Source organism: Sphaerisporangium sp. NPDC051011 (assembly GCF_040653595.1).
In the GTDB taxonomy this organism is placed as follows: domain Bacteria; phylum Actinomycetota; class Actinomycetes; order Streptosporangiales; family Streptosporangiaceae; genus Sphaerisporangium.
The window spans coordinates 327575-346109 of sequence record NZ_JBFAGG010000009.1; the positions used below are offsets into that span (position 1 = coordinate 327575).

16 protein-coding genes are annotated in these 18535 nt (G+C 69.2%); 7 read left to right on the forward strand and 9 right to left on the reverse strand.

The features are described 5' to 3' along the window. Positions 1–128: 128 nt before the first annotated feature. Positions 129–3443 carry an FG-GAP-like repeat-containing protein gene (locus tag AB0H21_RS22795; protein ID WP_358519690.1) on the reverse strand — a complete coding sequence of 1105 codons (3315 nt, stop codon included), beginning with the start codon at positions 3441–3443 and terminating at the stop codon, positions 129–131. A gap of 359 nt (positions 3444–3802) precedes the next feature. On the opposite strand from AB0H21_RS22795, the gene AB0H21_RS22800 reads away from it, so the two are divergent. Beyond that, on the forward strand, positions 3803–4951 hold the full coding sequence (locus AB0H21_RS22800) for an AbrB family transcriptional regulator (RefSeq protein ID WP_358519692.1): 1149 nt from the start codon (positions 3803–3805) through the stop codon (positions 4949–4951). Here the strand turns inward: AB0H21_RS22800 and AB0H21_RS22805 are convergent. Beyond that, entirely contained in the window at positions 4908–6467 is a 1560-nt protein-coding gene (locus AB0H21_RS22805) for a hypothetical protein (protein WP_358519694.1), read from the reverse strand. The genes AB0H21_RS22800 and AB0H21_RS22805 overlap by 44 nt on opposite strands. A gap of 879 nt (positions 6468–7346) precedes the next feature. Here AB0H21_RS22805 and AB0H21_RS22810 point away from each other — a divergent pair. The 4 genes from AB0H21_RS22810 to AB0H21_RS22825 all read left to right on the forward strand — a co-directional run bounded on the left by AB0H21_RS22810 (position 7347) and on the right by AB0H21_RS22825 (position 9340). Further along, positions 7347–7979 carry a hypothetical protein gene (locus AB0H21_RS22810; RefSeq protein ID WP_358519696.1) on the forward strand — a complete coding sequence of 211 codons (633 nt, stop codon included), beginning with the start codon at positions 7347–7349 and terminating at the stop codon, positions 7977–7979. A 13-nt stretch (positions 7980–7992) separates the two neighbouring features. Continuing rightward, a complete protein-coding gene (locus AB0H21_RS22815) occupies positions 7993–8157 on the forward strand; it encodes a hypothetical protein (RefSeq protein ID WP_358519697.1) in 165 nt (54 codons plus the stop codon). A 12-nt stretch (positions 8158–8169) separates the two neighbouring features. Continuing rightward, complete coding sequence (locus AB0H21_RS22820; protein ID WP_358519698.1) at positions 8170–8718, forward strand: AAA family ATPase; 549 nt, start codon at positions 8170–8172, stop codon at positions 8716–8718. Between the two features lie 115 nt (positions 8719–8833). Further along, a complete protein-coding gene (locus AB0H21_RS22825) occupies positions 8834–9340 on the forward strand; it encodes a hypothetical protein (protein WP_358519700.1) in 507 nt (168 codons plus the stop codon). Between the two features lie 95 nt (positions 9341–9435). Here the strand turns inward: AB0H21_RS22825 and AB0H21_RS22830 are convergent, their stop codons facing one another. Then, the gene (locus tag AB0H21_RS22830; RefSeq protein ID WP_358519702.1) at positions 9436–10188 is read right to left on the reverse strand and encodes a tyrosine-protein phosphatase; all 753 of its coding nucleotides are present in this window, start codon (positions 10186–10188) and stop codon (positions 9436–9438) included. Positions 10189–10302: 114 nt separating this feature from the next. Next, positions 10303–10479, reverse strand: a complete 177-nt coding sequence (locus AB0H21_RS22835; RefSeq protein ID WP_358519703.1) for a hypothetical protein — start codon at positions 10477–10479, stop codon at positions 10303–10305. 75 nt (positions 10480–10554) lie between these two features. Here AB0H21_RS22835 and AB0H21_RS22840 point away from each other — a divergent pair, with 75 nt between their 5' ends. Then, positions 10555–10833, forward strand: a complete 279-nt coding sequence (locus tag AB0H21_RS22840; RefSeq protein ID WP_358519705.1) for a helix-turn-helix domain-containing protein — start codon at positions 10555–10557, stop codon at positions 10831–10833. 81 nt (positions 10834–10914) lie between these two features. On the opposite strand, the gene AB0H21_RS22845 is transcribed toward AB0H21_RS22840, so the two are convergent. From AB0H21_RS22845 to AB0H21_RS22860, 4 genes are read right to left on the reverse strand one after another with little or no spacing between them, the layout of a single operon-like run. Beyond that, entirely contained in the window at positions 10915–12021 is a 1107-nt protein-coding gene (locus tag AB0H21_RS22845) for an alanine racemase (RefSeq protein WP_358519707.1), read from the reverse strand. Between the two features lie 49 nt (positions 12022–12070). Beyond that, positions 12071–13873 carry an IucA/IucC family protein gene (locus AB0H21_RS22850; protein ID WP_358519709.1) on the reverse strand — a complete coding sequence of 601 codons (1803 nt, stop codon included), beginning with the start codon at positions 13871–13873 and terminating at the stop codon, positions 12071–12073. Next, complete coding sequence (locus tag AB0H21_RS22855) at positions 13870–15747, reverse strand: IucA/IucC family protein (RefSeq protein WP_358519711.1); 1878 nt, start codon at positions 15745–15747, stop codon at positions 13870–13872. The genes AB0H21_RS22850 and AB0H21_RS22855 overlap by 4 nt, the downstream gene beginning before the upstream one ends. Further along, entirely contained in the window at positions 15744–16889 is a 1146-nt protein-coding gene (locus AB0H21_RS22860) for an ATP-grasp domain-containing protein (protein ID WP_358519712.1), read from the reverse strand. The genes AB0H21_RS22855 and AB0H21_RS22860 overlap by 4 nt, the downstream gene beginning before the upstream one ends. A 199-nt stretch (positions 16890–17088) precedes the next feature. Between AB0H21_RS22860 and nudC the strand changes: the two genes are divergently transcribed. Continuing rightward, positions 17089–18069: an NAD(+) diphosphatase gene (gene nudC, locus AB0H21_RS22865; protein WP_358519838.1), complete on the forward strand. Its 981-nt coding sequence runs from the start codon at positions 17089–17091 to the stop codon at positions 18067–18069. A 141-nt stretch (positions 18070–18210) separates the two neighbouring features. Here the strand turns inward: nudC and AB0H21_RS22870 are convergent, their stop codons facing one another. Further along, the gene (locus AB0H21_RS22870; RefSeq protein WP_358519714.1) at positions 18211–18456 is read right to left on the reverse strand and encodes a mycoredoxin; all 246 of its coding nucleotides are present in this window, start codon (positions 18454–18456) and stop codon (positions 18211–18213) included. Between the last annotated feature and the right edge of the window lie 79 nt (positions 18457–18535).

Genomic DNA, 18535 nt, shown 5'->3' on the forward strand with positions numbered 1-18535 from the left:
GACCGGACACCTCCGGCGCGCACAGGCGGTGATCATAACGGCCGGACAAGTACTGCTCGGGCCGCTCCCTGTGATCGACCGCTGTAGCTCGCGGCGGCTGGCGTCGGTCGGGCCGCCGCGTCTGCGGTTTAGTGGGCGATGCGGTTGACCCAGAGCCGCATCTGACCGTTTGTCGGCTCGAGGGTCACGTAGTCCTCGTCACCGTCCTTGTCGGCGTCCATGAACCGGACCTTGTTGCCGTCGCCCGTGCCGGCCGCGACGAGGCCCAGGCTCTCCCAGCCACCGCCCCCGGCACGGTCGCCGCCGTTGTTGCGCCAGGCCAGCATCGCTCCCTGCGTGCCGAGGACGATGTAGTCGTCGTCCCCGTCACCGTCGATGTCCATGAAACGCACCGATGAGCTGGGAGCGCCGGTGCCGGCCGCGACCCGTCCGAGGCCCTTCCAGCCGTGCCCGCCGGAGATGTCGCCACCGTCGTTGAGCCAGACATCCAGCTCTCCATTCGAGCCGAGGACCCCGTAGTCGGCCTTCCCGTCCTTGTCGAAGTCCAGGAAGACGACCTTGGAACCGTCGCCCGTGCCGGCCGCGACCCGTCCGAGGCCCTTCCAGCCGTGCCCGCCGGGGATGTCGCCGCCGTCGTTGAGCCAGACATCCAGCTCGCCCTTTGGGCCGAGGACCGCGTAGTCGTCCTTCCCGTCCCCGTTGAAGTCCAGGAACCGGACCTTGGAACCGTCACCGGTGCCGGGCGCGACCCGTCCGAGGCTCTTCCAGCCGGAGCCTCCGTTGCTGTCTCCACCATTGTTGAGCCAGACGTCCAGCTGGCCGGCGGACCCGAGGACCGCATAGTCGTCGGCCCCGTCTCCGTCGAAGTCCATCAGCCGGACCGACGCGGCGGAAGCCGCACCTTGAGCGTGGATGCCGGTGCCCTGCCATCGGCTTATGTCGTTCAACGTGTACTTGGTCGTGTCGATGAGCGCCAGTCCGGTGCCGCTCGCTCCGCCGCCGCCCGCGATCTGACCCGTTCCTCCGGTCTCTGCCCCGGCCGCCCCGCCGTCGAGGACGCGGTTGATCCAGAGCCGCATCTCACCGTTTGCCGGCTCAAGGGTCACGTAGTCGTCGTCACCGTCCCTGTCGGCGTGCATGAACTGGACCTTGGAACCGTCGCCCGTCCCGACCGCGATGAGGCCGAGGTTCTCCCAGCCATGGCCCCCGGCACGGTCGCCGCCGTTGTTGCGCCATGCGATCAGAGCGCCCTGGGTCCCGAGGACGATGTAGTCATCGTCACCGTCGCCGTCGAGATCCATGAACCTGATGGCGTCCCGAGGGCCGGCACCCTTCGCGTCACGGCCCATATTCGTCCACCCGTGCCCGCCGGGGACGTCGCCGCCGTCGTTGCGCCACAGGTCCATCTCTCCATTCGGGCCGAGGATGACGTAGTCGTCGTCGCCGTCGCCGTCGGCGTCCATGAACCGAATGTTGCCGCGTGTGGACAGGCCGCCCTTTGCGACCTGTCCAAGGTTGGTCCACCCGTGCCCGCCGGGGACGTCGCCGCCGTCGTTGCGCCAGACGGTCAGCTCACCGTTGGGGCCGAGGATCCCGTAGTCGTCCTTCCCGTCCCCGTTGAAGTCAAGGAAGCGGACGTTCGCCGGATCCGTGAGGCCGCCCAGCGCGACCTTGCCCAGGTTGGCAAAGCCCTTTCCTCCGTAGGTGTCGCCGCCGTCGTTGCGCCAGACGTACAGCTCACCGGCGGGGCCGAGGATCCCGTAGTCGTCATCGCCGTCCCCGTCGAAGTCAAAGAAGCGGACCGACGCGGCGGGAGCCGCACCTAGAGCGTGGACCCCTCCGGTGCCGAGCCACCTGGCGACATCGTTGAGCGTGTAGTCCGCCGTGTTGATCGTGGCGAGCCCGCCGCCCGAGCCCGGCTGCGTGCCGTCGCCCGAGATCGGGCCTGCGACAGGGCCGTTGCCCCAGGTTTGGGTCTCATCGGCGCCGGCCACCGTGACGCCGGGCAGCAGCCCTCGCTTGATACCGTCCGCGACGCCGTTGGAGAAGATCGCTGCCATCTGCTGATACGACGCATCGTTGGGGTGCACGAAGTCCGGCCACCCTTGCGTCGACACCCCGGACATCTCCACCAGGACGATACGGTCGCCCTTCGACACCCGCGCTCCGACTTGCTGCCGGACCTGTGCGTTGTAGGAGTTCATACGAGCCTGAACCGCCGGATCGGTGCACGGGGTCAGCGTCGCGACGACCACGAACCCGGCCGGGTTCGCCGCCAGCACGCCATCGATCAAGCGCTGCAGCCGGTTGATCGCGTTACCCGGGTCGACGTTGTGGATCATGTCGTTGGTACCCGCCATGAGCGTGACCACGTCCGGACGCATCACCGGAACGTCCCTGCCCGCAGGCCCGGCGATCTGATCGATGGTCCATCCCGGGTACCCGTTGTTCTCCCGGTCGGCCATGGTGCCGCTCGTCTGCGAGCCAACGAAGTCCACATAGACCAAGCGCCGCTGGAGTGAGGCGGCCAGGTGGTCGCGATAGCCGTTCCCGTCCGGATCACCCATGCCGTAGGTGATCGAGTCTCCGAGGGGCATCACCCGCACCTGGGTACGCAGCCCGCCCCAGTCCCTCATCGCTTCGTCGAGGAGTCCCTCCAGTTCCTCAAGCTGCTGGCCGAGATGATCCGCCCCCTCGGCGGCACTGGTTCCGAGCCAGGAGTCGACCCAGGGCACCCTGGACCTGATCCAGGTACCGACGTCCTTGAAGGCCCTGGCGACATGGGTCTTCGCCCACGGGGAGAAATACTTCTCCCACAGGGCGCCGATGGTCAGTCCGACCAGCCCGCCGATGATGATGTCCCTGATCGACTCCTTGGAGCCCAGGTCTCCGGCGAACCCGTGGTTCACGATCGCCGTCACGATGCCGGTAACGGCACCTTGGAGGGGGGTGCAGACCAGCGGAATGGTCGCGGCGCCCACCCCGGTGGACGTCAAGCCCGCGATGCACAGCACCCTGAGCCCGTACCCCGCGGCGTAGCCGATCAGCGAGGCGGCGACCCCCGACCAGAAGCCGGCGGTGGTGATCTGCCCCCTCGGGACGGTGATGGCCAGGCCGGCGCCGCCCGAGGTCACGTCCACCGTGCCCTGGAAATTCGGCCACTCCGAGGTATTGACGTTGGTGCTCACATGGCTGTCCGCGAGCGTCTGCTTGACCGCGTTGCCCAGTCCGCCGTGGTCCCTGATATCCGCCTGCATCGCGGGAACGATGTTCCGCAGGTCGGCAGGATTCACGCCGATGTCCGAGGCGTTGAGGGTGAGGACGAGGTTTTCGCTGAGCCCTCGGTCGTCTGCCGCTGCCACCGGGGATATCAGGCCGACGAACACAGCCAGCACGATGGACAGGACCAAGGCCACACGGCCGGTCGATCTTCGCGTGTTCACGCTTACCTCTCAAATCGGGGGGAGGTGATCTTCTCCAGCCCAGACGAGTGCGGAGTGAACGTTTCGTTAACTTAGATTCGCCAGCGGGTTTCGGTTGCTGCTTTTCGCCTGTAATGTCCTCTCCTGTTAGATGACGGGCCGTCGCGTGACGCCGCGGGTGCGCCGGGTTCCACGGGCCCGGAGATTGCAGGTTCTCCTTCTTCCTGGTCCTCGTCAGGGCGTGAGCCGACCGTCAGGTGGCGGCGCACCACCTCTCCGGGCGCGGCCCTCGCCGTCGGCGCGGCATGGTTCGGCAAAGGGGCGGGACAGGCTCGGTGCGGTGTCGAGGGGTGGTCGGCCGGTGTCGGTAGCGTGGCGGTGTGGACAGAACCCCCGGGGGGCTGGGTTCGGGGCACATGTCGTCGCTGTTCGGCTCCGGCGGCCAGTGGCGAAGGGCGGGATGGCCGGCATTGATCTTGGCCGCCGTTGCCGCCGGTGAACTCGCCGAACCGGTGCTCCCCGCCGCTCACCTTCTGGCCCCGCTGCTGATCGGATTGGTCCTCGCGGTGGCGGGCCTGATCGTGCACCGCGTTCCCGCCGGGCTCAACTCCGCCTGCCAGGCGGGGCTCGGCGTCCTCATGGGCAGCTATCTCAACCCGGCGAGCCTGCACCAGGCGGCCGGGTCCGTGTTCCCCCTCGTCCTGGTCACCGGGGCCACCATCCTGCTCAGCCTGGGCGCCGCCGCCGTCCTCACGCGCATGGGCCATATCGACCGGGCCAGCGCCACTCTTGGCATGGTCGCCGGAGGTTCGGCGGCCGTCGTCTCCACCGCCCGCGATCTCGACGCCGACAGCCGCGTGGTCGCCTTCCTGCAGTACCTGCGCGTCGTGATGGTCGCCGCGACCGCTCCCATCCTGGTGAACTGGCTGCTCAACCCGCACGCGGTCATGGGCGCCCTGCCGGACACCGACGGCGAGCTCGGCCCGGTCGTCGCCAACGCCCACCAAGGCGCCGGGCTGGCGCTGCTGGCCGCCGTCGCGGTCGTCGGCGTCCTGGCCGGCCGCGCCGTACGCCTGCCGAGCCCCGCGCTCCTCGGCCCGATGCTGCTGACCGCCGCCCTCACCGCCAGCGGCGCCCTGGGAGGCTTCGCGCCGACCGGCTCCCTGCGCACCGTCCTGTTCACGATCGTGGGCCTGGACATCGGCCTGCGCTTCACCCGGTCATCCCTGGCCCGCGTGGGCCGCCTGCTGCCGCTCGCCGCCGGCTGCACGGTCGTGATCAGCGTCGCCTGCGGGGTCCTGGCGTGGCTGCTCGCCACGATCGAGCGCATCCCCTTCGCCGACGCCTACCTCGCCACCACCCCCGGAGGCATCAACGCCGTCCTCGCCACGGCCGTCGCCACCCACGCCGACGTCCCGCTCATCTCCAGCGTGCAGAGCCTCCGCCTGTTCGCCATGGTGCTCATGGCTCCCTTGGTCATCCGCCTCAGCGGGCTAGCCCTGCTCCGATACCACCGATCCCGCCATTAGATCGCGACGTACCCACCCGATCGTGGCGACGGACGACGGAAGCCTCAGCTCGGGTCGCCACCTTGTGGCGCGTATTACGACCGGACCCACCAGGCAACAAAAGCTGCCGCCACCCCAGAGAAGTGGTTCCGGCGTCAAGGGCCAGAGCAAGGGCGACACAAAGCATGGGAATGGCGGGCAACCAGTATCTACTGTCGTAGGACGTCACAGCAATCGGGCCAATGATCAGGGCGAGTGCAACGCCCAGCGGTAATACGGCCTTCCTCGCCGCCTGCCGTCCCGCACCGGACATGCGCACCCGCACATAAAGGCAACACGCACCGATGGCAAGAACACCAAGAAACGTCCCAGGCACGAAAAAATAGCCCTGATAGCCGCGCATGATCGACGCCGCCGGCTCATGGAAGGTCGTACTGACACCACCTTGCTCATAAGCGGTCAGATCCTGATGAATCGTGGCGCCGGGGATTCTCACTTCATCGGGAAGCGGATCGACAACGTTTGGAAAAGCATAACGATTGAACCCGATCACCGACCCGACCGGATTGGGCCCCCGCTTCCAATTTAGCGTTTGATTTAAGTCTTTTAGTACCGTTCCCAGGTAGTCGACGGGCTGGCTCAAAATGGCATGGACGGCGAAATCGCCGGATAACTTGTTCAGTCCGGGATGGAACAGGTCGGCCCGCGCAGAGATGGTGTATCCGGGCACACGCCTAAGAGGCGACCAGTCCGACCAGATGAAATAGGGAGACGCCGGGCGATGGCCCAAGGCCTGCGTAGGACAGAGTAGCGACTCATCCCCGGACGGACGAATCCTGTCGCAATCCGCGAACGGCATGGTCCGAGCCCACAACCACACTCCGCCTCCGCCATTTAAACCAAAGGTTCCGTGCCATGATGCGTACCAAAAACCATAACCTCCAAGAGGGAGAAGAACAGTTATCAATGCCACACACAACGGACGCCAACCAGAGCGAAACAGGTAGTAAGCAAGTATCGGCAGCAAGGCCAATCCGATGGATCGAGTAATAGCCGCTGCGGCCAAAAGTCCGCCGGCAACCGCGACGCTGACCAGCGAGGGGTTCGCCCTCCACAAGAGGACCGTTACCGCCGTCGTCACCAGGAACGAGAATAAAACATCGCTCAGAATAGTGTGTTCAAAGAACATCTGATAAACATCGAGCAGAACGGGGGCGGCCGCCAAAGCAGCCAACTCCCTGCGCAGACCGCTCGCCCGGCGAAGGACCAGCGCATAAACCATCACACCCATCGCGAGACCCATTAAATGCTGAAGGAGAGTCACGAAGGTGAAACTATGTAATGGCTCCAGCAGCCACAAGAAAAGAGAGTATCCGCTGGGGCGGACCGCGTACGGTTGCATACGCTGAGCCACCCCAACATATTCGAAAGAGTCTTCGAACCAGATGACAGAGTACCCAAGCAGGATCAGAGCACGAAGCATGATGGCCAGAGCCAGAATTGTCGCAAACAGCCAGTGCTGGCGTAATAATCGCATGTACGGACAGATCCTTCCCAGACGGGCGAGGCCTCCGGTGACTGACGAGATGCATGGTGCCGCCGAGACATGCCCGTGGCTGGTCTTGCCCGGTCTTGCCCCCACAGCATCAACTGACGTGGGCCTCGTGTGTTGTACCGACCGGCCCCCTTCGGAAGCCCCATACCTTTATCGAGTCAATGTCACAGCCAAGGAACCCAAAGCAAGACTGACCGCCGTGAGAGCCCATGGCGAAAAACTGGCAGCAGGCTGTTCGACCCACTCCCACCAACTCGGTCGCCCCCAATCGCCGACGCCACAGGCAATATCCAAGGGATCGTCCAGCCGAACAACCTACCCGATAGCAGGGACGTCCCCAACCAGTCGAGTAGGGCACGGGTGGACGTCATCGCGACCTCGCCTGAATATATTACAGTATCGATAAATGCCATCAGAGCGATCACCGAGAGCGCAAGTGCGCCGACGTGAATACGACGGGCCTGTCTCGAACACCGAGAAGCCACCGCCTCTGTGGAATTCGTCGCACTGTTCAGACTGCCAGCCATAATGCTCGCGATACGGCCACACTCCAACCCAGTAAAGCTGCCGTCCGAAAATGCCCGCAAGATCGATGACGTCCAGCACCGGCCATAACCATCGCAGCGGAGAATTGCGTAACTCAATGTAAAACAGTCGCCGCCCGCCCGTAGCCGACCCTGGCCGCCGTTCCGCCCGGGGTTAGTCGGGTGCCGTACGGACAGGTCACCAACGGCCACATACGGCCAGTCTTTGGATCGCATGGAACATTCGCCGCACAAATCACGATCTTGACGGTAGGAAGGTATCGTGACTAACAATCAGCGGCATGGCGGTCAGGACCGCTCGCGTGTGACCCGTCCCGTGGAGATCCTGGTGAGCGCCCTGACGGTCGGAGCGGGATTCGGTGCGGCGACCTCCCTCGTGAACGCCCTCTCCCACAGCTACGCCGACCTTGAAAGCCGTTCTTATACCACCAGCGGGTGGTCAGTCGCGGAAATCGTGAGCGTGCTGCTCGACTCCGGCTGGGCTTGGGCGGGTTTGGCGGTCGCAGTGGGGTGGCTGGTCACACGCGCCAGGGAGAGCCGTCCCGCAGTGCCGGCGCTGGGGGGCGCCGCCGCTGGTGCACTGGCCCTGCTTGCGGCCACAGCCGCCTACAGCATCGTGGACACCATCCGTGGCGGCGGGCAGTTCCCCTGGTACGAGTCCGAACCGCCCCTGTGGTGGGTCGCCAGTGTCGTCCTCGGAGCGCCCCTGGGTGCCGTTGGTGCATGCGTCAAGCGACCGGGAGCGATCGGTTTGCTCGCGAGATTGACCGTGCCGGTCGGCGCGGCCGTACAGATGGTCGTGCTCCTGCCCGGCAGGAACGAGGTGGTCCAGACCATCGGGAAGACGATCGTATGGACGGCGGCTGCCGCGAGTATCGGCTTCATCGTCGTCCGCTTTCTCCTCGTGGAGCGACGCCGGCGCTCTCCGGCACCTGTGGAGTCGCCGTAGGAAGGCCCCGAAAATGATCGCCACGCTCGAACGCGAACGCGACCTGATGACCGAACGCATCACCTGCCTGACCCGCAACAGGGACGCGATAGCCGAGTATCTCGACGCGGTACGCCGCGGCGACCACCCGGAACCCGCCCCGGAAAGCCCACGACGACCTGACGGTCCACGAAGTTAGGCGACGATCACCATGAGCACACCCGCACAGTTCGTCGTGGTCACCGGTGGTCCCGGCGCCGGGAAGACGACGCTGATCCAGGCGTTGGGCGACGCTGGATTCGCCTGTGTCGCCGAGGCGGGCCGGGCGATCATCCAGGACCAGACGGCCATCGGCGGGCGGGCCCTGCACCAGGCCGACTCGGCCCTCTTCGCTGAGATCATGCTCGCCTGGGAGATGCGCTCCCACCACCACGCCCGTGCCCACACCGGCACGGTCTTCTTCGACCGGGGCGTTCCCGACATCGTGGGCTACCACCTGCTGCTCGGCCGTCCCGTCCCTGCACACGTTACGGCCGCGGCGGACATGTTCCGCTACCACCGCCGCGTCTTCGTCGCCCCGCCCTGGCCGGAGATCTACGTCCACGACCTCGAACGCAAGCAGGACTTCGACGAGGCCGTCCGCACCCACGACGCCGTCGTGGACGGCTATACACGCCACGGCTACGAGCTGCTCACCCTGCCCAAGGCCGATGTCGCGACGCGCGTGGCCTTCGTCCACCGGCACCTGCCCACCCCATGACCCCGCTCCGGCAGGACGAGAACGATGACGGGGGGATCGTGACCCTGCGGGCGGGATGAAAAGGACCGGATTCGCTGACGGTAGATGTCAGGGAGCCCGCTCTAGCCTTCCCGCCATGTCAGAGAACACGAGCGCCGCCGACGGCCGTCACGACTTCGACTTCTTCCACGGCCGGTGGAACACGCGCAACCGCAAGCTGGAGAACGTGCTCGACCGCGCGTGCACGACGTGGGTCGAATTCGACTCGTCCCTGAACTGCGAGCCCGTGCTCGGCGGCCTGGGCAACGTCGAGCCTTTCACCGCCCCCGCCATGCCGCCCTCCGGCGAGCGCGTCGAGGCCATGACGTTGCGGCTGTTCGACGCGCGGGCGGGGAACTGGCGCATCTGGTGGATCTCTCCGCGGACGCCGGGCCTGCTCGACGAGAACCCCATGGAAGGACGTTTCACCGGAGAACACGGCGAGTTCTTCGGCGTCGACACCATCGACGGCGAAAAGATCAGCGTGAAATGGGACTGGGACGACCTCGGCCCCGAAGGCGCGCGCTGGCAGCAGAGCTTCTCCTACGACGACGGCCTGACCTGGACCGTGAACTGGACCGCCCACCACACCCGCGCGGACTGACGCAGGCGCTCATGGGCTGAACGGCCGGGTACCGATGGGGGAGGCCACCGGAACCCGGGCCGGGCCGATCGGTCAGCCGGTGACGGGGGAGGCGGTCATCTCGCCGGTTCCAGGAGCCTTTCGCGGAGGAATCCGACTTCCTCCTCGGTGAGGCCGGCGGCGCGCACGTACGCCTCGGCGTCGAAGCCGTCCAAGGCGGCGAGGACGGCGGCCCGGGCGGTGGTTTTCTTGCGGGCGAGGATGTCCTCGATCTCGCGGGTCTGGTCCTCGATCGCGAGCGCGGCGAACAGCGGCGGCAGGCGGTTGGTGCTCTGGTCGTAGTCGGCGGCGATGTCCTCGGGCGCGGCGCCGACGAGCGCGAGCAGGAGCAGGGCGATCATCCCGGTCCGGTCGCGCCCGAGCCCGCAGTGGAACAGGACGCCCCCGGGCCGCGCGTTCGCGATGGCGGCGATGACCTCGGCGCACAGCCGCGGCTTGCGTTCGAGGAAGAGCCGGTAGTACAGCGGTGTGCCGTCGAGTTCGTTCGCCCGGATGTGGTCCCACAGCTCGACGTCCTCCGTGTCGTCCAGCCGCACGCGGACCGTGGTCACCTCGGCCGGGCGCATCCACAGGTCACCTTGGTGCTCGCCGTCGTTGCGTAGGTCGACGATGGTGCGAACGCCGTGCGCGGTCAGCGCCGCCCACCCGGCGCGCGTCAGCCGCTCGGGATTGTCCGACCGCACGACGGCCCCCGGCCGCGTCACCATCCCCCCGGGAACGGCGATCCCGCCAAGATCGCGAACGTTGAAACACCCATCCCACGCAAGCTCCCGCCCGTCACCCATCCCCGCCCCCCAGAGCGCCCACATCGAATACGACCCGCGCCCGCCCGGCCCACAGTCTTACCGCCACGGAACACGAAAAGCCTCACCCCCGTGAGACGTCCCCCGCCCCCAGATCGTTCGCTGGAACACGCGGCGAACTCACATTTGGTTCGGTTCTCCGAATCCCTCCGCGAGCAGGTCATCGACTCGCTCGGCGATTGTCGGATCGCCGCTGCGGAACAGCGGGAGTCTGGGGCGCGGCCGCACGGCCGGGGGTGCCGAGTCATCACGAAGCGACCGTTCGATCGCGCTCCGCATGTACTGCTCGTCGGACATGTGACGCCTCCACCCGAACTTGGTTGCATTGAGTATTGTGTCGATCGCAAAGCGTTAAGCTCGCCATCAAGGAGTGTGGCCATTGTCGGCTTCGTCGCCATCGTTCGGGCTGGTTTGATGCAGGACAAGATCCGCCTGACGCCGAGAGAGGTGGCCAGGCTCTTGGCGCTGTCCCAGCCCTATGTCAGCCGGTTGCTGGACGAAGGGGAGATTCCTTCGCGGAAGGTCCCCGGGAGCGGGCATCGTGTGGTGCGCCTGCCAGATGTTCTGGAGTTCCAGGCTCGGCGGGAGCGTTGTGCCGAAGGGCGTCGCAGGATCATGGAGATCGCCGAGCAGGCAGACCTTCCTTACTAGTCCCCGAGGGGCTTCGCCGGTGGCCCGGGACGTCGTTCTTGTACTGGGCCGTGCTGGGGTCCGTGGGTTCGCTCCGGCGGCTCAGGTCAGGTAGTGGAAGGCGGGTTTGGGGTGCATGAGGAAGTCGTGGTGGGAGATGGTCCAGGCGTAGGCGCCGGCCATGGCGAAGGCCACGATGTCGCCGACGTTGATCGTGGTGACGACGCGGCGGGCGAAGACGTCCTTCGGAGTGCAGAGCTGGCCGGCCAGGGTGACCGGCTCGTCGGTCACGCCGGGGCCCGTGCGGCCCACCGGCAGGACGGCGAAGGGGTGGTCGTGGCCCTTGGCGGCAGGGGTGCGCAGGTGGTGGGTGCCGCCGCTGACCACGGCGAACACCTCGCCGTGCACGCGCTTCACGTCGATCACCCGGGTGAGGTACCAGCCGCAGTAGGCGGTCAGGGCCCGTCCGGGTTCGATGCGCAGCGTCTCGCCCGGCGCCCGCAGCTCGCCGAGGCCCGCGCCGTACGCCTTCCAGTCGAACAGGTCCTCCGGGGCGTGGTACGACACGGCCATGCCGCCGCCGAGGTTGATCTCGGCCGCCTCCAGTTCCCGGCCGAAGCCGAGGACGGCCTCAGCCAGGGCGAGCAACGCGGGGGCGTCCAGGCCGCTGGCGAGGTGGGCGTGGATTCCGCGCAGCCGCACCCGGTTCTGCCCCCGTACCAGCTCCAGGCATTCGAGGACGTCGTCCGGGTCCATGCCGAAGGGGGTGGCGCCGCCGCCCATCGTCAGCGACGCGCCCTGGACGGGGACGTCGAGGTTGACCCGGAGCAGGGCGTCCACCGGCCCGCCGACGTCGATCAGCCGGCGCAGCTCGTTCGGGCTCTCGACGTGCATGCGGTGGACGTCGAGGGCCAGCTCGCCGTCGGTCTTGCCGGGGCCGCCGAGGGCCAGCCGGGCGTCCGGCAGGATCGACCGCACGTGGGCGACCTCGCCGATGGACGAGACCTCGAAGCCGTCCGCGTACGGGGCCAGCACGTGCAGCAGCGCCGGGTCCGGGTTGGCCTTGACCGCGTAGTACAGCTCGATGCCGGGCAGCGCCCGCCGTACGGAGGCCGCGTGCCGGTCCAGGGCCGCGAGGTCGTAGACGTAGGCGGGCAGGGCGTCGGCGAGCCGGACGGCGCGCTCGCGCACGGTCTCGGGGACGATCACGCGTCCACCTCCTCGTGGTCGACGGCGGCCGGGGCGGGCCGGTGCGCGGTCACCCGGAGACCTCCGCGAAGGGATTGGATATCGGGACGTATCCGGCGTCCCGGTCGGCGGAGCGGGCCCACCGGGCGGTGAGGTTGGCCTTGGCCGGCAAGGGCGCTCCGGCGAGAAGGTCGGACAAGGGGAGCGGGTCGCCGATCTCGGCGGCGTACCGGGCGATGCGTACGCGCGCCTCGGCCCAGAGCCCGCGAAGGAGCTCGTCCGCGTCGTGTGTCTTCGTGGGGGCGTCGGTGTGCGCCGCCGTCCGCGCGACCGTGGCCGCGATCTCGGGGAGATGGTTGACCATGATGCAGTAGACCACGCGATTCCAGCCTCGCGTGGCGTCATAACTGGCCGCGCCGGCGACCAGGTCCGGCAGGTCGGAGACGTCGTGGCGTCCGATGACCAGTTTTGTCCCTTCCAGATCCCGAAATATGGCCTCAATCGGCAGGCCGTCGGCGGCGATGCCCACGAGCACGTTCTGAAGATGGGGCTCCAGCACGACGCCGTGGCGGAAATAGGCGTCGAAGACCGGTATCGCTACATGCCCGATATAAGCCCCGAACCAGCCGACCGGATCGTGCGCCATCGCCCCCGCCACCCGCCCGGCCTGGTCGCCGGCGCCGTGGCCGGGGACGGCGAGTGCTCCCGCCAGCATGGGTGTGATGCCCGGCCCGACGACCTCCCACGGGCTGTCGCGGACGATCACGCCGAGGCCCTCCAGCAGGCGCGTGCCGAGCGCCGCGGAGCGGTAACCGGGCTCGGCCAGCCACCGCGTCCCCGGGAACCGCCCGGCGAGATCCGCGAAGACCGGCTCGAGGCGGCCGCTCAGCTCCGAGGCGGCCGCCAGCTCGTACCAGGCGTTCTTTCGCACACAGTTGGTGATGCGGACGTTCAAGCTGAATTTCAGACATTTCCCGATACGCGGCTCGTACACCGTCCGTACGGACGAGGTGGGGATCGCGAGCCCTGCGGCGTCCCCGAGATCCAGCAGTCGCCCGTCCGCGAGCGGGCCTGCCGGCTCCGCGCCGAGCAGGTCGAGCTGCCACGGATGCGCAGGAAGCAGGACGTACCCCGCCGGAGCCTCGCCCAGCGCGTCCATCACCCCGGGCTCGCCCCCGGAGGCCAGCACGTCCTCCCGCACGCCCAGCAGCCGCAGCGGGAAGGACGCGTGCGCCTCGGGCGCGTACCGCTCCCAGCCCTCCCCGCCGCGCGCCTTCGGCGACGGATGGAACGGGTGCCCGAACACCAGCGACTGCTCCGACGCCAGCCACGGATCCTCCGGCGCGACGGTCCTGGCCCGCGCCCGCACCAGCACCGCCATGGCCGCCCGGCTCCCGGCGACCTGCCCGGCGAACTCCTCGTTCACCGCGGTTCCCGTGCCGGTGTACGCGTCCGGTTCGGCGCTCAGCTCTGTTTCGACGAGTCGTACGAGGTGCTCCAGGGAGAGCGCGCGCCACGCGCCATGCTCCAGGCGTTGGGCGAGGCCCTCGAAGCGGAGCGCCGGGCCGCCCGAGGCACGGACGCGGAGCAGGCTTCCGCCGAGGCGGAACGTGAGGTACGGGCCCGCCGCCCACACCTGGCCGCGCGGGCCCGCGACCTCGCGCAGGCAGCAGCGCAGCAGCGCGGCGAGCGACTCCCGCTCCGCCATGGTCTCCGCCACGTCGTCCGAGTGGTCCGAGTCCGCGTCGTCCGCGTCGTCCGCGTCGTGCACGTCGTGCACGTCGGCCGTCATGACGTCCGCCGCGTACGTGACGTGCCGCGTGCCGTCGTCCTCCGTGAAGCCGGCGGGGGAGTCCAGCGCGGCGCGGTTCATTGGGATGCCTTTCTGCGGTGGTGGTGACGCAGGTAGTTGGGGCCGCTGGTGCCGTAGTGCTTGTTGACGTCGGCGGCGACGCGTCCGCGGTCGGCGAGCGTCCCGGCGGTCACCATCGACTTGCCGACGAGCCGGGCCGCGTCGAGGGTGCGCGCGCGCAGCAGCCGCGCCATCGGGTGCCCTCTGTGCTCGGCGAGGGCCTTCTCCAGGGCGTCGGCGACGAGTTCGCCGTACCCGGCGCCGAAGGCCACCGCCGCGGCGGCCAGGTGCAGGGTTATGGTCACGAACACGTCGGCGAGCGCGTGCGGGTCGTCGGTCAGCACGCGCGGGTCGGTGAACCCGGGGACGGCGAGGCCCGCCGCGCGCAGGCGGTCGGGCGAGGCGAGAATCCCGTCGTTGTCCTTCACCAGCAGCCGTGGCGGCGTGCCCGGCTCCGTGAAGACCAGCGCGAGGTTCTGCTGGTGCGCTTCCAGCGCGATGCCGTAGGTCACCAACAGCCGGACGTTCCAGGCGAACAGCAGCCGCAGGTAGCCGGCCAGCAGCCCGGCGACGTCCCCTCCCGCGTGCCGTGCGGCCACGTGGTCGAGCACGCGCGGCACGGAAGGGCGGGCGTGGGCGTGGTCGACGACGGGGGACAGTACGGCCAGTTCCGGGGACGGCACACCCGTGAGCGGCGAAGGCGCGAGCAGGGCGGCGACCGGGACGATTTCGCCTGCGGGCAGGCGGCGGGCCATCCAGCCGAGGTACTCGTGCCCGGCGTGGGCGTAGGTCTGCTCGTCGGCGAGGACGACGTCCAGGTCCGGCTCCCGGCGCAGCACCTCGCGCAGCAGCAGCTCGGCCCGCGCGCCGTCGCCGAGCGTCCCCGGTTTGATCGACCGGCGGTTGCGCGCGCCGAGCGTGCTGATGGGCAGCGGAAGCTTGAGGTGGGTGCGCGGGCCGACCTGGACGGTGCGCATCGACAGGGTGGGGCGCGCCGTCAGGTACGGCCGGTCGAGGACGGTCACGCCGGGAATGCCGCTCACCACCGGAACGGTGAGCGGGTGGACGGGGAACAGCACGTACGCCGGGTCGGACGGCCACCCGTCGGACGCGCCGGACGGCCACCCGTCGGACGCGCCGGACGGCCACCCGTCGGACGGGCCGGACGGCCATGCGTCGAGCGGCTCGGACGGCCACGCGCCGGACGGGTCGGACCTGGGCGGATGGTGCGGCCACGCGCCGGGCGGATCGCCGGCGCCGGTCACCCGTTCCCGGGGCACCCGCGCCCAGCGGAGCCGGAAGGCCGGCGCGAACTCGGGGGCGAAGGCCACCGTGTCCATCTCCGCGAGGCCGAGCCGCGCACGCGAGGCGGGGTAGACGGGGTGCTCGGCGAAGGCGGCCAGCGACTCGTACACGATGCTCCGCTCGCCGTCCCCAGAGCCCGCGCCATCCCGTGAGCCGGCGCCGCCCCCGGCATCCACGCCGCCACGGGTGCCCGGGTCCGCCGCGCTCGCCATGTCGCCGCCCGAGGCGCCGGCGCCGTTCCAGAGGAGTGCCAGGCGGGTCAGCACCTCGTCGCGGCGGGCGTCGAGCCACTCATGGCCGCGCAGCGCCGCCCGGCACTCCTCGCCGAAGGCGGCCACCCCGCCGGAATCCTGCGGCCCGGCGACCTCGGCGAGTGTCCCGAGCACCTCCCCGAGCGTCAGCCCCTCCTCGGGAGCGGACACGAAGTCCTGGTACAGCAGCCCCGGCGCGAGCCGCACCGCCCTCCCGGAGGCGAGGACGAGCCGGACGCCGTCCTTGTCGCGGGTCATGCGGGAGGCGAGCCCGCCGTAGTCCTCGCGCAGCAGCGCGGACAGGACGCGGGCGGCGAGATGGCGCTCGGCGCCGGTCACTCGATCACCCACGGGTGGCGGGCGCGGAAGCCGTCGATCGCGCGCTCGACGGCACGCCGGTCCGGCCCGGCCGCCCGGACGATGCCGAGGTAGTCGCGGTTGGTGTTGGTCAGCTCGACGACCTCGCCGGGCGCGCGCAGGGCCCGGTGGCGCAGTCGTACACCCCTGGTGTCCTCGGCGACGTCTCCCGGCCCCTCCTTGATCGTCCCGGAGCGGTCCGCGACCAGGCTGACCGCGACCCCGTGCCCGTGGACGCGCGGCGGCGCGGGGACGGGCTCGCCGAAGTGGGCGCGCAGGATCTGCTCGTGCAGCGGGATCCCGAGGATCTCGGCCATCAGGAAGTCGCAGGTGTCGCCGATGAGCCGGTAGTTCACCTCGATGACGCGCGGCCCGGCGGCGGTCAGGACGTACTCGGTGTGGCACGCGCCGAACCCGGCACCGATCGCGCCGAGCGCCCGCATGACGTGCGCGTCCGCCACCGGGTCCCAGTCGAGCCGTTCCTCCACGAAGTGCGGCAGCGGGCCGAGCGTGGTGCGGAACCCGCCGAGCACGCGCACCTCGCGCCCGTCGCCGAGCGTCTCCAGCGTCCGCAGCTCGCCTTCCAGGTACTCCTCGGCGACCAGCGTCGCGTCCGGCCTGCGCGCGCGGATCGCGGCTTCGGCCCGGGACAGTTCCTCGTCGTCGCGGGCCAGGACGACGTCCTCGCTTGCGACGCCCTCGCGCGGCTTTACGACGACCGGGTACGGGAGGTCGCGGGGTGGCGGGTCGCCGGGGACGAGCCGTGCGGATCGGACGACCTCCACGCCCGCGGCGGCGAGGGCGCGCCGGGTGAGGGCCTTGTTCTTGGCCGTGAGGCAGGCCCGCCAGTCCTTGCCGGGCAGCCCGAAATAGGCCGCGGCGAGCGCGGTCTCGGGCTGGATGTGGTCGGAGTTGGAGAAGATCGCGTCGGGCCGGTGGTGGCGGGCGATCGTGTCGATCACGTCGCGGGCGTCGCGGACGTCGGTGCGCAGGGTCTCGGCGCCGGGGTAGCGTTCCGGCTGGTCGGTGAGGATCGTCACCTCGCATCCCAGGGCGCGGGCGGCGGGCAGGAATCCACGGGTGACCGAGTCGGTCGGATTGAGCGTGGTCAGATACAGCCGCACGCAGGCACCCCCGGAGATGGAATCAGGTAAGGCTAACCTAACTCTGCCGATCTTAGCCGTCCGGGGAACCACCTCGTTGCCTCACATGCTAATCACCGAAAATGTCTGAATTGTCCGCCATGTGGATAACCCATATTTCGGTGGGCCTAATACGGCGGCATAGGATGGGCAGTCGCTGGGAGGAGGCGACGTGAGAGAGATCCCGCAGAGCGAGGGCCTGCTCGGGCCGCTACTACTCGCGCGGGGAGGCGTCGACAGATCGGCGAATCATCGTAATGACGAAGCCTGGCTGAAGTCCGCCTGGGACGATCCCGCCACCCGGGTCCTCCTCGTCCACGACGGCAACACGCTGATCCGCCGGCACGACGGCACGGCCGAGCTCGTCTTCCTCTCTCCCCGGGAGGCCCCCGCAGGCGAGCGCTACCTGCTCGGCGTCGACCCCGAGGGCATCGCCTACTTCGCCGTCGCCGCCGACGGCCCGCTTCCCCTGCCCGTCGCGCACGCCCTTCCCCCGGGCACCGAGGTCGCCGAGGCCGTCCAGGACACGCCCGACTGGGCCGACGTCGCGTCCGAGGGCCTGCACAGGGCGGGGGCCGCGCTCGGCGACCGCGACGCCGGGCTGCTGGTCAACGCCGTGGCCCTGGAGGCCTGGCACACCACCCACGAGCACTGCCCGCGGTGCGGCAGCGTCACCAACGTCAGCTCCAGCGGCCACATGCGGGTCTGCCCGAAGGACGGAAGCCAGCACTTCCCCCGCGTCGACCCCGCCGTGATCATGCTCGTCCACGACGGCGACGACCGCTGCCTGCTCGCCCGGGGGCCGCAGTGGCCCGAGGGGCGGTTCTCGGTACTGGCGGGTTTCGTCGAGCCCGGCGAGTCGCTGGAGCAGGCCGTCGCGCGCGAGGTCCTGGAGGAGGTCGGCGTCACGGTCGCCACTCCCCGCTACCTCGGCAGCCAGCCGTGGCCGTTCCCGCGCAGCCTGATGCTGGGCTTCTTCGCCGAGGCGACGTCCACCAAGCTCGTCCTCGACCCCGAGGAGATCGCCGAGGCGATGTGGCTGACCCGGGCCGAGCTCGGGGCCGCCGTCGAGAACGGCGAGGTCCGCCTGCCGCCCGGGGTCTCGATCGCCCGCCGCCTCATCGAGACGTGGTACGGCTCGCCGCTGCCCGGCGACTGGTGACCCGGGCCCGGCGGCTGGTGATGCCGGCGCGATGAAGACGACGTGAACGCGCCGGCACGACGAAACCGGCGACCGGAAGGTCCCGGTCGCCGGTTCACCGACGTTCTGTGAGCGCCCGCCGGGCGGCGGACGAGGCCCGCGTCAGGCGCCGGAGCCGGAGAGCAGCCCCTTGAGCTGGATCACGGAGGGGTTCGCCAGCGCGGTGCCGTCCTCCAGTACCACGGTGGGGACGAGCTGGTTGCCGCCGTTGACGCTCTCCACGAACCTCGCGGCCGAGGGATCGGTCTCGATGTTGATCTCCTGGAAGGCGATGCCTTCCCGCGTAAGCTGGCTCTTCAGCCGCTTACACGGACCACACCAACTGGTGGTGTACACCTTCAGCGCCATAGCGTGATTTCCCTTCACGTCCCCAGATCGGCGTTCGGCCATTAGGTCGCAACACCGTGAGCATCGCTCGTGTTCCCGG